The 14,682-nt window shown below is 39.4% G+C and carries 13 protein-coding genes; 9 read left to right on the forward strand and 4 right to left on the reverse strand.

The window, feature by feature from the left end; genetic code table 11:
- Position 1 precedes the first annotated feature (1 nt).
- Complete coding sequence (locus tag J3L16_RS02445) at positions 2-694, reverse strand: response regulator (protein ID WP_207611296.1); 693 nt, start codon at positions 692-694, stop codon at positions 2-4.
- Entirely contained in the window at positions 687-2,111 is a 1,425-nt protein-coding gene (locus J3L16_RS02450) for an ATP-binding protein (RefSeq protein WP_207611297.1), read from the reverse strand. The genes J3L16_RS02445 and J3L16_RS02450 overlap by 8 nt, the downstream gene beginning before the upstream one ends.
- Positions 2,112-2,256: 145 nt before the next feature.
- Here J3L16_RS02450 and J3L16_RS02455 point away from each other — a divergent pair, with 145 nt between their 5' ends.
- The gene (locus tag J3L16_RS02455; RefSeq protein ID WP_207611298.1) at positions 2,257-2,514 is read left to right on the forward strand and encodes a hypothetical protein; all 258 of its coding nucleotides are present in this window, start codon (positions 2,257-2,259) and stop codon (positions 2,512-2,514) included.
- A gap of 83 nt (positions 2,515-2,597) precedes the next feature.
- Here J3L16_RS02455 and mdh read toward each other — a convergent pair whose 3' ends face one another.
- On the reverse strand, positions 2,598-3,536 hold the full coding sequence (gene mdh / locus J3L16_RS02460) for a malate dehydrogenase (RefSeq protein WP_207611299.1): 939 nt from the start codon (positions 3,534-3,536) through the stop codon (positions 2,598-2,600).
- 187 nt (positions 3,537-3,723) lie between these two features.
- Here mdh and argR point away from each other — a divergent pair, with 187 nt between their 5' ends.
- Positions 3,724-4,188 (forward strand): transcriptional regulator ArgR, encoded by a 465-nt coding sequence (argR, locus tag J3L16_RS02465; protein WP_207611300.1) that lies wholly within the window; start codon positions 3,724-3,726, stop codon positions 4,186-4,188.
- A 101-nt stretch (positions 4,189-4,289) separates the two neighbouring features.
- Here argR and J3L16_RS02470 read toward each other — a convergent pair whose 3' ends face one another.
- Positions 4,290-7,472, reverse strand: a complete 3,183-nt coding sequence (locus tag J3L16_RS02470) for a TonB-dependent receptor (RefSeq protein WP_207611301.1) — start codon at positions 7,470-7,472, stop codon at positions 4,290-4,292.
- Positions 7,473-8,479: 1,007 nt separating this feature from the next.
- On the opposite strand from J3L16_RS02470, the gene J3L16_RS02475 reads away from it, so the two are divergent.
- The 7 genes from J3L16_RS02475 to J3L16_RS02505 all read left to right on the forward strand — a co-directional run bounded on the left by J3L16_RS02475 (position 8,480) and on the right by J3L16_RS02505 (position 14,653).
- Entirely contained in the window at positions 8,480-9,346 is an 867-nt protein-coding gene (locus J3L16_RS02475; RefSeq protein ID WP_207611302.1) for a hypothetical protein, read from the forward strand.
- Positions 9,343-10,299 carry a hypothetical protein gene (locus J3L16_RS02480; RefSeq protein ID WP_207611303.1) on the forward strand — a complete coding sequence of 319 codons (957 nt, stop codon included), beginning with the start codon at positions 9,343-9,345 and terminating at the stop codon, positions 10,297-10,299. The genes J3L16_RS02475 and J3L16_RS02480 overlap by 4 nt, the downstream gene beginning before the upstream one ends.
- 72 nt (positions 10,300-10,371) lie before the next feature.
- Complete coding sequence (gene udk, locus J3L16_RS02485) at positions 10,372-10,995, forward strand: uridine kinase (RefSeq protein ID WP_207611304.1); 624 nt, start codon at positions 10,372-10,374, stop codon at positions 10,993-10,995.
- A 13-nt stretch (positions 10,996-11,008) separates the two neighbouring features.
- Complete coding sequence (locus J3L16_RS02490) at positions 11,009-12,211, forward strand: NupC/NupG family nucleoside CNT transporter (protein WP_207611305.1); 1,203 nt, start codon at positions 11,009-11,011, stop codon at positions 12,209-12,211.
- Positions 12,212-12,220: 9 nt separating this feature from the next.
- Entirely contained in the window at positions 12,221-13,060 is an 840-nt protein-coding gene (locus tag J3L16_RS02495) for an isopenicillin N synthase family oxygenase (protein ID WP_207611306.1), read from the forward strand.
- The gene (locus J3L16_RS02500) at positions 13,060-13,791 is read left to right on the forward strand and encodes an SDR family oxidoreductase (protein WP_207611307.1); all 732 of its coding nucleotides are present in this window, start codon (positions 13,060-13,062) and stop codon (positions 13,789-13,791) included. Before J3L16_RS02495 ends, J3L16_RS02500 begins: the two co-directional genes overlap by 1 nt.
- On the forward strand, positions 13,781-14,653 hold the full coding sequence (locus J3L16_RS02505; RefSeq protein WP_207611308.1) for an amidohydrolase family protein: 873 nt from the start codon (positions 13,781-13,783) through the stop codon (positions 14,651-14,653). The genes J3L16_RS02500 and J3L16_RS02505 overlap by 11 nt, the downstream gene beginning before the upstream one ends.
- Positions 14,654-14,682 lie beyond the last annotated feature (29 nt).

Below are 14,682 nucleotides of genomic sequence, written 5' to 3' on the forward strand. Positions count from 1 at the left end.
ATTAATCTACTTTATAACCTACCCCATAGACGGCGTGTAATATCTCGTCGTCTGGGTTGGTTACTGAGAGTTTTTGGCGTAAATTTTTCATATGACTATCTATGGTTCTGCCACTGACAACCCGTCCATCGTCATAACATGCGTTCATCAACTGATCTCTAGAGAATACCACACCAGGTTTTTTAATTAACGCTGTCAAAAGACGAAATTCCACAGGTGTTAGGTTCAAGGTATTACCTGCAGTCTTGCAAATATGTTTCTCCATATTTAACTCGATACTTCGGTACACCAACAAGTTATCTTCATCATCTTTACTTATAGGCGCGCTAACTCGTCGCAGAATTGCTTGTATACGCGCCACAACTTCCCTAGCAGAAAACGGTTTACAAACATAATCGTCAGCGCCGAATCCTAGTCCCATTAGCCTATCTATTTCTTCCACCCGAGCGGTTAGCATTAAAATAGGCACATCCGAAAATTGACGTATTTCTTTGCACAAGGTTAAGCCATCTTTGTGAGGTAACATGATATCTAACACAACAAAGTCAGGGGATATTTGCTTTACTACATCAATAACATCCTTACCATCGTGAAGAACCTTAGTTTGAAACCCTTCGAGAGTAAGAAAATCCACCAATATTTGAGCAATTTTAGGCTCATCTTCAACAATCAGTATTGTATGCGCTTCATTCATAATTTATCCCTTCTTGCGGTATTGTCACTACTATTTTCAACCCACCTTGTTCACTAGGCGATGCCGTAATTTTTCCTCGATGTGCTTTCACTATATTGCGACATATTGCCAAACCTAAGCCAGCACCGCTTCCTTTTCGAGTTCTTGCGGTATCGAGTCGAAATAACGGCTCGAATAAAGCTGAACAATCAGACAACTGAACCCCAGGAGCTGAATCCTCTATTTGCAAGCAAATAGTGTCTCTTTGTTGTTCTAGTGTCAGCCGAGTTTGCCCAGGAGCATCCGTATACAACAATGAATTATTAAGAATATTTACCACTAGCTGCAACAAGCGTGTCGGGTCCCCCATACACATTATGTCACCACATTTTGGTCTAATTAACAGTAAGCCTTTTGATTCATATTTTGTAGATAAAGAATCACACGCCCCCTGTACTACTTCGCTAAAATTGATTAACTCAAAAGTATATTTCAAACCACCAATATCAGACAAAGACAATTGATATAAGTCACCCACGAGTCTTTCTAACATTTTGATTTCTTGCTCTAGGGAAGACAACGTACTTTTGTCAAAAGGTCGAATGCCGGCTTGCAGCACTTCAATTTCACCCATTAATACAGTAAGCGGTGTTCTTAATTCATGAGAAATTGAAGCAAACCATTCATTCTTAGCTTCTCTGGTTTTGTGCAACGTATCCGCTAAATGCTCGACATTCTTCATCAAATTGCCTAGCTCGTCATTTCGTCCATTAAACTCGGGTAACTTATATTGACCATTTGCTAGTGTAGATATACTTGTCTGAAGCTCGCGAATGGGCCTCAACAAAAATAGAGTTAAGGCCCATGCAATTAGCCCAGCAATCAGCAGACAAATCGAACCAATTAACAGGTTAGTATTCAGTTGCTGTTGGAGAAAGCGCGAAGATAAATCATCAGATTCTTTAGCTGGAGGCCAGCTTACAAGCTCGCCAATTGGTTTGCCGTTGAGTAAAATAGGATGAACCAGCATTGCATCAACCCGTCTTTTGTCTTTTACGCCTGACAACCAATCACCTTCATTACTGTAAAGCGTAATCAAAGGCCCTATTTGTGAATCTCTATTCCTATGTTCAGGCACACCTCTAGGAGGTGGCCTTCTATTTTGGCCCCCTATAGGCCCTCTAGGTGGTCCTGGGTGATGTGAATCTGATAACGACTCACCTAACGAGTTTGCCCGAATAAACTGCCAACTTTCATCATTTTGACGATAACGAAAAATTAAATCATCAGCTAGGCGCTGTAAACGTTGCTCCTCAAGGCCTTTTGTGAATTCAAAGAAGCCTTGCTGAAAGCTCCAACGAGCCAATAGCAAGGCCACAATTAACACAACTGCAGTGTAGCCGATAAAGGTTAAAAATAGTTTTTGAGAAATTTTCATATACCAAGTGTAACTAAGTGCGCACTTTAGCTCTACATCTATTGAGAAGTTCCACTTAATGTAACCTCAATCTCCGCACATTCTGCACAATATTGGTTTAACATTAATTTAGCTTTTAAAATGAAATCGAAAAAGAGGATAAGATATGAAATTAATCAGTCTATTTTTTATGTTATTAGTGACATCCACGCTCAGTTTTGCTGCGCAGAGCAGAGGTGATGATAACGACGAGCGACGAGGTCCACCAAGGCAGCCTCCTCAAGAAGCTATTGATGCTTGTGTCGATAAATCTGAAAATGAAGCAGTTAGCTTTGCCGGTCGAAATGGTGACGACGTGGCTGCAACTTGCATTTACATCGAAGATCAGTTGGTTGCGGTTCCTGATAACCACAAACGCAAATAGCGCTTTTCAAAGCACAAAAAAGCCCCTAAAAAGTAGGGGCTTTTTACTATCGAAAATCCAATAAAGGATTCGCAATAAGATGTTTACTGGTTAACGAAATCAACACCAAGTTTGATGTCACCACGTAAACCTTCAAGCATAGATTCTTTCGCAGCTTGCTCAAAGGCACTTAGTTCGCCATAAGGTAGAATTTCTTCTACGCCATTTACGCCAAGTCTTACAGGGTGTGCAAAGAACGCAGCATCGTCGCTGTCGTCAGTTTGTACATAGGTGTACTCAACAACGTTCTCGCCTTTCATTGCTGCTACAAGTGACAAGCAGAAACGCGCAGCCGCTTGACCCATAGACAAGGTAGCAGAACCGCCGCCGGCCTTAGCTTCAACAACTTCAGTACCCGCGTTTTGGATACGTGGAGTTAAGCTTGCAACTTCTTCATCAGTAAAAGAAACGCCTTTAACTTGAGAAAGAAGTGGAAGAATTGTAGTACCTGAGTGACCACCAATAACTGGAACATGAACACTTGCTACATCTAAGCCTTTCAATTCAGCTACGAAGGTTTCTGAACGGATAACATCAAGAGTCGTTACACCAAACAATTTATTTTTGTCGTAAACGCCTTTTGCTTTCAATGTTTCCGCAGCAATAGCAACGGTAGTATTTACAGGGTTAGTAATAATACCTAAACACGCTTTAGGACAATTGTCCGCTACCGCTTCAACTAGGTTTTTAACAATACCTGCATTGATGTTAAATAAATCTGAACGGTCCATGCCAGGCTTACGAGGAACACCAGCAGGAATAAGTACGATATCACAACCTTCAAGTGCAACAGCAAGGTCATCTTTTCCATAACCTGTTACTTTTACATCAGTAGGAATATGGCTTAGATCAACCGCTACACCAGGAACAACTGGGGCAACGTCGTATAATGACAATGTAGTTCCAGCTGGAAGTTGAGTTTTAAGCAATAATGATAATGCTTGACCAATACCACCTGCAGCACCAAGTACGGCTACTTTCATTACGAATCTCCTGTGAATTTTCGTCTTTGTGAAGAGGACGACACAGTACGCTAAGACAGAACAAAACTCAATAAAAGCCTGCAATTTATGCACAAAAATGAATGTTTATGCATAAATAATTGATTAAAATCCTTCTGTGTAGCACACTGTGACAAAATAATTATAATACCGACAGAATTAAATAACTATGGCAAGTCCAAAGCAAGAACAATTAATAAAAGCCTTCAAAGACATTTTAAAAACTGAAGATGCAGGCTCTCAAAGTGAAATCGTGACCTTGTTAAAAAATCAAGGTTTCGACAATATTAGCCAATCGAAAATTTCTCGTATGTTAAGTCGATTTGGTGCAGTAAGAACCCGCAATGCGAAAGGAGACATGGTGTATTGTTTGCCTCCTGAACTGGGTATGCCTACGGCTAAGAGCCCGTTAAAGCAGTTGGTTCTAGATATTTCCCACAACAAAGTAATGCTGATAATTAGAACCAGTCCTGGTGCTGCTCAATTAATCGCACGACTACTAGACTCCTTAAGTCAGAAAGATGGCGTATTGGGTACCATAGCGGGAGACGACACTATTTTTATTGCCCCTGCGAACATTGACAACATTGACGAGTTGCAGAAAAAGGTTGAAGCCTTGTTTGAGAATGTGTAACTAATCTTAAGTCAGCTAAATCATAACTACCAAAAATATTTCATCAAAAAAAAGCCTGTTAACAAACAGGCTTTTTATTAAACATACTTACACAAGTTCAATTAGAAAGTGTACTTAACACCAATTCTAGCAGACCAAACTGATGCGCCTACGTCTAAACTCTCACCTTGATCTCCATCAAAGTTAGTAAACAAATAAGTTCCATCACTCTGTAACTCTGCATCTACAACAGGGTTATTAAACTCAAAGTTCACTTGACTAAAGTTACCCCAATCGTCATTAAGTAAATTAGCTAAATTGCGAACTACGATGAAGAATTCACCACGGTGGCTTTCTTTAATTCCTGGGAACTCTTGAGAAATACGCATATCAATGCGGCCATTCCAACTGCTTCGTTGAGAGTTGCGAGAAAGTATTGTGCCTCGTGAACCTTCAAGTCCTGAATCCGAAATGAACTGATTGAAAGCGGCTAAATCAAAATCATCTCCGTAGGCTACATTTGGATCATCAAGTGTAGGTACGTAAAGTAAATTACGATCTTCGAATCCACGCTCATCACCAAACCCTGGGTCTCCATCAAAGTTGAAACTAAATGGACGGCCAGATTGTCTATTCCAGAATAGGTTAATTCTAGTATCGTAGTCTTTATAGAACTGCTTCACGTAAGACAAGTTAAGTACAAAGCGGTGACGAACTTCAAAACTACTCGTCGCGATACCAGGATCGTTTAAATCAGAAACTGATAAATTACCAAAGTTAGACGATGCAGTTGAGCTGTTCTGAGGGTTACCTTGCTCTATATCTTGATAAGTATAACCAGCGTTAATGGAAATACCATTGTCCCAAGTTTTTTGAAGCGTTGTAGTTAAGATTAAGCCATCACCGTCTTCGTTTGCATTTTCAAGAATATAATCTGTTCCGCTTCTTCCACTACAATCAGCACTTGTCGCATCAGCTCGGCAATCTGCATCAAGTAAATCTACATCTGTGTAAATAGGACGCCCATCTGCCGCAGTGCCTATTTGTACAGTGTTTAGTGGTCTAGTATTTGGTGCGTTCTTTTCTTTAGTGTAAATCACATCTGCAGACGCGATATAACCTTCCCCAAATTCATGTTGAACACCAACGTTAAACTTATATAACGAAGGTATTTCAAAATCAGGGTCTAATGCATTAACTGCACCGTCGCCACCTTCCAATCCGTTTATTAGGAAATCAGGAACTTCCAAACCAAAGTTAGCCGTATTTGCACCATCTAGCGCTGCAAGTTCAGCGGCAGAGTTACTTCCATCATCTTCTCTTTCAACTTCTGAACTGAGAATGGTTACACCATTATTGGAATAATTATTAGACAACCATACATTCGGGTTGCCACCAGCAAATAGACCTAAACCACCGTAAACGAAGGTATCGTCACTTACAACGTAGTTGAATCCAATTCTAGGCTGTACCAAATCAAAGTCAGGGCCCGTAGCGTTAGTTATGCCATAACGCGCAAAGAAGTTATCATTCGCAATTGGATCTCTATCGGCATCCCATGAATCATATCTTAAACCAAAGGTAAGAGTAAGATTGTCGTTCACTAACCATCTATCTTGGGCATATAGAGTAAACTGACGGAATTCAAATTCAGCAGCACCGTCATTAGGATCCAAAGAGCCTGGAATACTAAACTCGATGGAATCAGCAAGTTGGTTTCTAAAGTTCTCTAAGCCATTAAATTCAAATACACCTTGGCTACCAGGTACAAACAAGTTAAATACTTCGTTTGATTGGTACTCTACACCTGCAGTAATTTCGTGATCACCTGTATAATACGTGCCCGCAAATTTGTAATTTTCAGTTTCATAATTTAGGACATTGGCTTGTCTAAATTCATCAGCACCAAACCTAACATCAACACCGTCAATCGCATCATTGATTGTAAAGTCACCAAAACTTGAGTTAGATGAATTTGCTACTTGTCCGTTATCAACGTCTGTACGTGAAATACGAAATTCAGTAAAAAACGAATCAGTCCAGTCTGAATATACTGATAGGGCTAAAGTTTGTAAGTCATTTGCACGTTCGTAAAATCTATCATTAAAAGCAAATGAATTTGTACCTAGACCTGTAGATACTGCTGTTGCACTTTCTGTATCTTGGTACGTTAAAGCCGCTCTGTGTGCTTCATTAATTTGCCAATCAAGTTTAACAAGTAATTTTTCATCGGTGTTATCACCAGAATTAGCAATATCACCTACGTCATAACCATATACAGAGCTCGCAATCGATGCGATATCAGCCAGTAAATCTGTGGTTAAACCCTCAATAGGTTGCGCAAAACCCGCACCTTCAGGGCCGTTTTCAAAAATTTCCGTTGGATTATCCTTTTCGTACGCAGCAAAAATAAATAACTTATCTTTGATAATTGGCGCACCCACTGCAAATCCGTATCGGCTTTGATTAAATGCAGGAACATCGAAATCACCTTCAGATGTCGAATCTCCCTGTAATGAATCATCAGTGTAATCGTAGAATACTGTACCAAATACATCATTTTCACCAGAACGGAAAACTGCGTTAATGTTACAACCAGTAAACCCACCATAGGTAACATCAAATGGAGCAAGCTGCACGTCAACTTGATCTATCGCGTCGAATGGGAATGGCAAACCTTCGGTAGGAAATCCATTATTGTTTAGGCCGAAGTTGTCATTTTGTTGGACACCATCAACAGTAAGACTGTTAAAACGGTTATTTACACCCGCACATTGAATAGAGTCAGAGTTCGTAGGGTCTATTGATACTCTAGGATCGGTCTGAATAATATCTTTTATATCTCTATTTATGCTAGGCTGGTATTGTAAGTCAGTGAATGAGTAGTTAGAGCCTGGGCCTATAGCTTCTGTAGCTACGCCTGTGCTACTACCCGTAATACTGATTCTTTCAACATCTGACTCTGAAACAAGCTCAATATTCAAACTAGAGCTTTCGCCTAAGTTAGTATAAACGTCAGTAATTGTTCTAGAGCCCAGCTCATCTTCAACTACAACTGTGTAAGGCCCACCAACTCTCAAACCACGTGCAGTAAACGCGCCTGTATCAGATGTTGAAAACTCACGAGAAATATTTGTTCTCGTATCTGTAATGGTAATCTTTGCATTAGAAACCACTTGTCCAGCAGTGCTCTCAACAACACCGCGAATAGCAGACGATGTTTCCTGAGCAACCGCGGCTGTTGAAAGACCAACAGATATAGCAACTGCAACCGCTACACGATTGAGTTTTGATTTAACGTTCATGTGTGTTTTCCTATATTTCAAATATATGTATTTAACGTATATGCTTAGCGCTACGATTTGGCAAAATATCAACAAGTCTTTTCAGCAAAACTCATCTGAATATAGCCATTCAACAGTAAACCACTAATACGTCTATTTTTTCGTTAATCCGTGACAGTTTTATTACAATTTTAAAATCAAATCGAGAACTAATTTTAACCAATGGTGAACTTTTCAGTTAACTTGCTGACTAAAGTATGCCTATTTGTTTACATTTTTCATTTAAACTGATTCGTGTAGTGACATAAACCCCAGCTTTGTTGATTCTAGTTCATTAGCAACCATTCAGTTTTACTTATTTATATTGCTTAAATATAAAGGGGCAAACCTAAAAAACTATTTATTAAATAAAGTTACTTAACTGTTTTAATCATTTTATCTAACTGATTATGCATTTTACGACAATTGTAAAAAAAAAGTTAAAAAACCTAAGTTTTATTCGATAAAATCAATGTCATTTTTCTTATTATTTTCGCTATAATTTTTTTATTTACTGCATTTTCAAATGAAATCGTTTTAAAAATAGACAATTAAAAGTTCAACTATAGTAATTACTAGCTCTTAATTGTCATCAGTTTTTAAAATATTACAGCTAACACTTTACCGACTCGACAACTATGGGTAAATATACCATTAGAGTAAAATGTAGTAGAAATGATATACGAACGCGAAAAAGTAAAAACGAGTATGATGAAATCAAAATTCGAATTTGCTTAATCATTATCGATTCAATTTCACTTAATATAAGTGCTACTTTATTCAAATTAAACTGCTTATGAGAATCAAGTAATTTTGTAGTTTAATTGATTTAAAATATTAAATTTTTACTCTGATGAAATTTGATTTATTGCTCTAGCCCTTTGTAATTATGCTAAGATATGTTTTCACAGCGTTTATAAGTAAACTTATTTATTGAATACGCAATGAAATTGAAAACATATTTGCTAAAAATTTAGGTAGTCCACGTAATGCAGATAACTAAAAACTGGATAATTGGGTTATTTATTGTTTTTTTTGTGTGTGTTGAAATTTATTTTAATTTTTTTTCGCAAAAGACAATTTTTTCTGCAATTCCACCGCTGGAAAAGAAAAAAATCACTTGCCCCGCTCAAATTTCCAACAATTCTGACGAGCTCATCGTTTTTGTTACTGATGCCTCTATGGGCTTAGAAGCAATGAAACATTTCTGTCAATCCAAGTCTATTGCAAAGCAGTACGGCAATATTTCATTGATTATTGGACAAAGTGATTACGACACCTTTAAGTACATTAATTACGGCATTGCCGATCTCGCATTGATGAAAGATCATATCGCCAACGCGTTTAATGCAAGCGCGGCATTTGGTCTACAACAGATTGGATCTTACTCCGATTACCAAGCTTTTTTCATAGCGAAACAAGAAAAGCCCGAATTGGTAAAAGAGTATTTTCTCGATAAGAAAATTGGTCTTTTAGATTACCCTTCTAGCCGCTCTGGCCACATCGCTCCCAAATCAGCATTTCAATCGCTCAATTTAAACGAAAATGCTTTATCTCTGTACTACTATAATTCTCACTCGGAACTCAGGGAAAAGTTAATATCAGGGGAGGTTGATGTGATAGCTTCTTATTGGAGTGAGAATGATAGCAACCAATTATCAAAATCTTATATAACCGAAATAAAACAAACCTACAGCGGTGTTCGTTGGTATTTGAAAAATGCTGACAAAAATCCTGACTTGTTATGTGCTATTCAAAATGCAGTTGAAAAAGCAGGAAAAGCAATACCCTCTAGCTATTACATATCACCTCAATGGGTTACCCCTTGCCAACCAGATGAGGTTTCTTCGTTATGAAAAAAAGGATGCTAATTGCAGCTTCGATTACTGTTTTTATTCAACTCACAGCGATAGTCAGTTTAATCTCAGCAAATTATCTCGCTCAAGAAAGGGCTGCAGATGAAGTAAAGCACCGAATTAGCCTTGATGTAGCAACCCTAGATTTGGGCAAAGAAAACCAGGTATCCGTTGCCAACAAAGAAGGTATTTTACGCTATATAGCTTATTTAAACGACTACCTTGCCAATCAGTCTTTTCCCGTAAGAGTCAAGAGCATTGATAGTATTGTCGAGCCATCAATAAGCGAAGAATATAGCCGTGTAAGTATAATGAAATTATCAACAAATGATGAATTTGTACAAATCGAATTAGTGGGTTTGAAATTACTCAATTCCTTCCCTTTTAGTATCCTAGCTATATTCTGTGGGTTAATTTATATCGTACTGTCTAGCGACAAAGACGACGACAAAAAACAAGAAGCAGAAGTCAAATCAACTTTACTTCCAACACCGATTAACGAAAACGAGCATTGTGAATCTCAAAAGTTAGTTATTGATCTCAAGCAAAAAGCGCTCTATCTAAATACACACGGGGAAACATCTCCTGTACAACTCTCAAACAAACCTTTTTGTTTTTACATTGCACTTATTAAAGTCTGTATATCTGACAACCGTGAACCTTTAGTACATCACGAGCCCATACCTGAACTATTGTTGGACTATGCAGATTCCACATTTAAAAAGTTGATGGATTTAGGTCATACCAAACGCAGACAGCCGGATTTTTCAAATAATCTAGATAAAACCCTAAGTGAAATACGCGCAGCGCTAGATGAAGTATTTGAAACGTGTCCATTAGAAAAAAATCAATTTTACCCGCCAAAAGCGCAAGGTGAAGGGTCAAGAACTAAGAAACACTCTTATGCAATCGAGTCACTTGATGAAAAATCACTCATTTTCATAGGGTATTAACATCATATTTGATTCGCGGGCGCCAACAGCGTATCTTTTTAGGTTAGTCGCGCAGAATTAAATAGTGTACCCATGCATTCCCCACTTATTATTGCTATCTCTGGAGCCTCAGGTTCCGGTAAATCTCTTTTCACTGAGAACTTGCTCAATGCATTCTCAGAACAAGGTCGCCCCGTACAAGTGCTCAGAGAAGATCACTATTATCGTGCGCAAGATCATTTACCAAAAGAGGCGCGAGAGAAAACTAATTACGATCACCCCAATGCATTTGAGCATGAACTACTTCAAGAGCACTTAAATCAATTGCGTAGCGGTGAGCCCATTGAATATCCGCACTACTGCTTTAAAACCCATACTAGACTACCAGAATCAGAAACCCTACAACCTGCTCCTGTGATTATTTTAGAAGGGATCATGTTGCTTGCCCGTCCAGAGTTGTTGCCTTTATTCAATGTTAAAATTTTTATCGACACGCCTTTAGATATTTGCTTAATGCGACGAATGATGCGGGATGTTAAAGAAAGAGGCAGAAACATTGAATCTGTCGCTAGGCAATATGAAGCGACAGTAAAACCCATGTATCATTCGTTTATTGAACCCAGCCGATTTACAGCCGATGTAGTTGTTACACAAGGCGGGAAAAACCAAATCGCACTTGACGTAATCAAGTCACATATCCAACAAACATTGCTGTAGAGGTCCGCTGTTCATGAGTGTAATCGGTATTATCGTACTTTTATTATTGGCGTTCGCTTTTTCAAGCGCAAAGCGTTCAATAAACTGGCGCACAGTAGGTGGTGCATTTGCGATCCAAGCCGCCATTGGCGCATTTATATTGTATTTCGAGCCAGGAAAACAATTACTATTAAAAATATCTGAAGGCGTAGCCAGTGTCATTGGTTTTAGCCAAGAAGGGATTAACTTCGTCTTTGGCGCAGTGGGAAATACATCCTTAGGCTTCATTTTCGCATTCAACGTTTTGCCTGTAATTATCTTTTTCTCTTCGTTAATCGCCGTGCTTTATCACTTAAAAATAATGAACTGGATCATTCAAATAATTGGTGGAGCTCTACAAAAAACGTTAGGAACCAGCAAACCAGAATCTATGTCTGCGGCAGCCAATATTTTTGTAGGGCAAACCGAAGCACCATTAGTAGTAAAGCCTTTTATTCCCCATATGACTCGCTCAGAATTATTTGCCATTATGGTCGGCGGGCTCGCGTCTATAGCTGGCTCAGTAATGGCGGGTTATGCCGGTTTAGGCATTGAATTGAAATATTTGCTAGCAGCGAGTTTTATGGCTGCACCAGGTGGCTTATTAATGGCAAAAATCATGCTGCCAGAAACCGAGACGCCAAAAAATAATTTAGACCAAATCGATGATAAAAACACCTATGCCAACGTCTTTGATGCCGCCGCCAGTGGTGCAAGCAACGGTTTACAACTAGCCCTAAACGTAGGTGCTATGTTACTCGCTTTCGTAGCGCTTATTGCCATGCTAAACGGCGGCATAGGATGGATAGGCGGACTTTTAGGTTATGAAGGTCTCACTTTCCAAGCTATTTTGGGCTTCATTTTACAACCTTTAGCTTGGGCTATTGGCGTACCTTGGGAAGAAGCTCAGCTTGCCGGCAGCTTTATTGGTCAGAAATTCGCAGTCAATGAATTTGTAGCCTACATCGATTTTCTTGAGAACAAAGACCAGTTGTCTGAATCATCACAAGCCATTATCACTTTTGCTTTGTGCGGATTCGCAAACTTATCATCTATAGCCATACTAATGGGCGGAATAGGAGCTATGGCTCCAACTCGCCGTAAAGAAATAGCGCAATTAGGACTAAAAGCCGTGCTTGCAGCAACCCTGTCCAATTTAATGAGTGCTTCATTAGCTGGCTTATTTTTATCGTTTTAAGAGGTAACTATGAAATTAGAAGCAGTTGACTATCAAGCATCTGACGCAGCCGTTAAATTTGCAACATCACTTCGTGAAACTGGGTTTGGTGTATTAACTAACCACCCTATTTTGCAGTCTAAAGTCAGCGAAATATACGCTGCGGCGGAAGTATTTTTTAACAGTGAAACAAAACACGACTTCTTATACGATAAAGAAACTCAGGATGGTTTTTTCCCACAATCGGTTTCTGAAGTAGCCAAAGGTCATACGGTAAAAGACATTAAAGAGTATTATCATTTTTACCCGTGGGGGCGCTGTCCTGAAGAACTTAGACCTCTATTAGCAAGCTACTATGAACAAGCTAATACATTAGCCGCTGAGTTATTAGGTTGGATCCAAGACAATGCCCCTGAAGACGTAAACAAAGGCTTTAACGAACCTCTTTCCAATATGATTAACGGTAGTGATCGCTCTCTTTTAAGAGTGTTACATTACCCTGCATTTTTGGGTGATGAGCAACCTAATGCCATACGCGCTGCAGCTCATGAAGACATTAATTTAATCACTATCTTACCCGCTGCCAATGAGCCCGGCTTACAAGTAAAAGACAAAGACGGTGGCTGGTTAGACGTTCCTTGCGATTTTGGTAACCTTATAGTGAACATTGGCGACATGTTGCAAGAAGCTTCGAACGGCTATTATCCTTCTACAACCCACAGAGTGATTAACCCTGCGGGCACAAACATGAAAAAAGCACGAGTAAGCTTGCCTTTGTTTTTACACCCACGAGCAGATGTTGTTTTGTCTGAACGTCATACTGCGGGATCATACCTAGAAGAGCGTCTCAAAGAGCTTGGCGTAATCTAGTGCCAAGCAATAAACGCAGAGTCGTCGTTACCGGAGGAAGCTCAGGCATAGGCCTAGCCATTGTAGAGCGGTTTATATCCAAAGGTGATGACGTGTTCAATCTTGATATTCAAGAAGAGCACACAGCAAACTTTATTCACTGCGATGTCGCTGATCACAATAAGGTCAGGCAATGTATAAGCGATATTAGTGCTAACGGGCCTATTGATGTGCTCATATGCAACGCAGGAGTCCATCTTTCAGCGAATATCGAAGAAACTGACGAACACACATTACAACACCTCTTTAACTTAAATGTTAAAGGCGCGTTTTCGGCTACCCAGGCTTCATTACCTGCAATGAAAAATGCGGGGGGAAGTATAATTTATATTGCTTCTGACCAAGCCCAAGTTGCGAAAGCGAACTCCTTTGCCTACAACCTGACAAAACACGCACTGGCTTCTATGGCAAAAACCACAGCCATTGATTACGCTCAATATAACATTCGAGCCAATGCCTTGTGTCCGGGTACCATAGATACTCCGCTTTATCACAATGCAATCAATAAATACTGTGCTCGCACCGGAGCGAACAAACAAAAAATTCACGCAGAAGAAGCCTCTGCACAGCCTTTAGGTAGAATTGGTACATCTAAAGAAGTTGCCGGTTTTGCTTATTTTCTTAGTACTCCAGACGCCAGCTTTATAACCGGGACATTACAGTTAATGGATGGCGGGTATTGTGCCCGTTAGTATAATCGACCCCCACATTCATTTATTCAACAAAGAACAAGGACAATACAAGTGGTGGTCTTCGCTTTCTAAACAGGAACAAGAACTCATTGCTAGAAGTTTTACAGTGGATGATTTATCCCTGCCCTCAAAATTTAAATTAAAGGGTGTAGTGCATATAGAAGCAGGGTTTGACAATCACGCTTCTTGGCGTGAAATACAGATGGTAGAAACCGCCGTCGCTCCTTCATCGTTACTGTTAGGCTCAATTGGCTGTGTCGATTTAACCTTATCACCCAGTGACTTTACCAGCGCTCTAGGCCAATTAAGCAAGCAGTCTTCTTTTCGTGGCGTCAGGCATATTCTCGATGACGATGCATTTCATATACTTGCTCACACCAATACAGGTCTTAACTTTCAATTATTAAGTAAACACTCACTTACCTTTGAGCTTCAATTAGATTTAGGAAAAATAGGTAAAGAAACACTAAATAAATTGTGCCAGCAAATAGATGCCGCGCCTGACTTAAATATGGTTATTAACCATGGCGGATTTCCTCCAGCATTGTCGTTATCAGCACAACGAACTAGTTGGAAACTCGCCCTTAAACGGTTATCCGCTTACCCGAACCTTTGCATTAAATGTTCGGGCTGGGAAATGAATGACAAAGACTATAGTCATGACTATGTAGCACGTTCAGTACAAGATGTTATCGACATATTTGGCGAAAGAAGAGTCATGTTTGCGAGTAACTTTCCACTCGTGCTTTTTTCTTCGCGCTATGAAACCTATTGGCAAAACATGTATGACTTAACTAAAGAGTTAAAATTAAATACAGAAGTACTACTGTATTCAAATGCTATCAGAACCTACGGACTATAGGCTTTGTCTAATAATTTGAATGTATAAAA

This window comes from Alteromonas sp. 5E99-2 (genome assembly GCF_017368475.1).
Taxonomy (GTDB): Bacteria; Pseudomonadota; Gammaproteobacteria; order Enterobacterales; family Alteromonadaceae; genus Alteromonas_F.

Bases quoted from the DNA above. Each gene is read 5' to 3' on its own strand.
- J3L16_RS02445 (WP_207611296.1), bottom strand. From the start codon at position 694: ATGAATGAAGCGCATACAATACTGATTGTTGAAGATGAGCCTAAAATT.
- J3L16_RS02450 (WP_207611297.1), bottom strand. From the start codon at position 2,111: ATGAAAATTTCTCAAAAACTATTTTTAACCTTTATCGGCTACACTGCA.
- J3L16_RS02455 (WP_207611298.1), top strand. From the start codon at position 2,257: ATGAAATTAATCAGTCTATTTTTTATGTTATTAGTGACATCCACGCTC.
- mdh (WP_207611299.1), bottom strand. From the start codon at position 3,536: ATGAAAGTAGCCGTACTTGGTGCTGCAGGTGGTATTGGTCAAGCATTA.
- argR (WP_207611300.1), top strand. From the start codon at position 3,724: ATGGCAAGTCCAAAGCAAGAACAATTAATAAAAGCCTTCAAAGACATT.
- J3L16_RS02470 (WP_207611301.1), bottom strand. From the start codon at position 7,472: ATGAACGTTAAATCAAAACTCAATCGTGTAGCGGTTGCAGTTGCTATA.
- J3L16_RS02475 (WP_207611302.1), top strand. From the start codon at position 8,480: ATGCAGATAACTAAAAACTGGATAATTGGGTTATTTATTGTTTTTTTT.
- J3L16_RS02480 (WP_207611303.1), top strand. From the start codon at position 9,343: ATGAAAAAAAGGATGCTAATTGCAGCTTCGATTACTGTTTTTATTCAA.
- udk (WP_207611304.1), top strand. From the start codon at position 10,372: ATGCATTCCCCACTTATTATTGCTATCTCTGGAGCCTCAGGTTCCGGT.
- J3L16_RS02490 (WP_207611305.1), top strand. From the start codon at position 11,009: ATGAGTGTAATCGGTATTATCGTACTTTTATTATTGGCGTTCGCTTTT.
- J3L16_RS02495 (WP_207611306.1), top strand. From the start codon at position 12,221: ATGAAATTAGAAGCAGTTGACTATCAAGCATCTGACGCAGCCGTTAAA.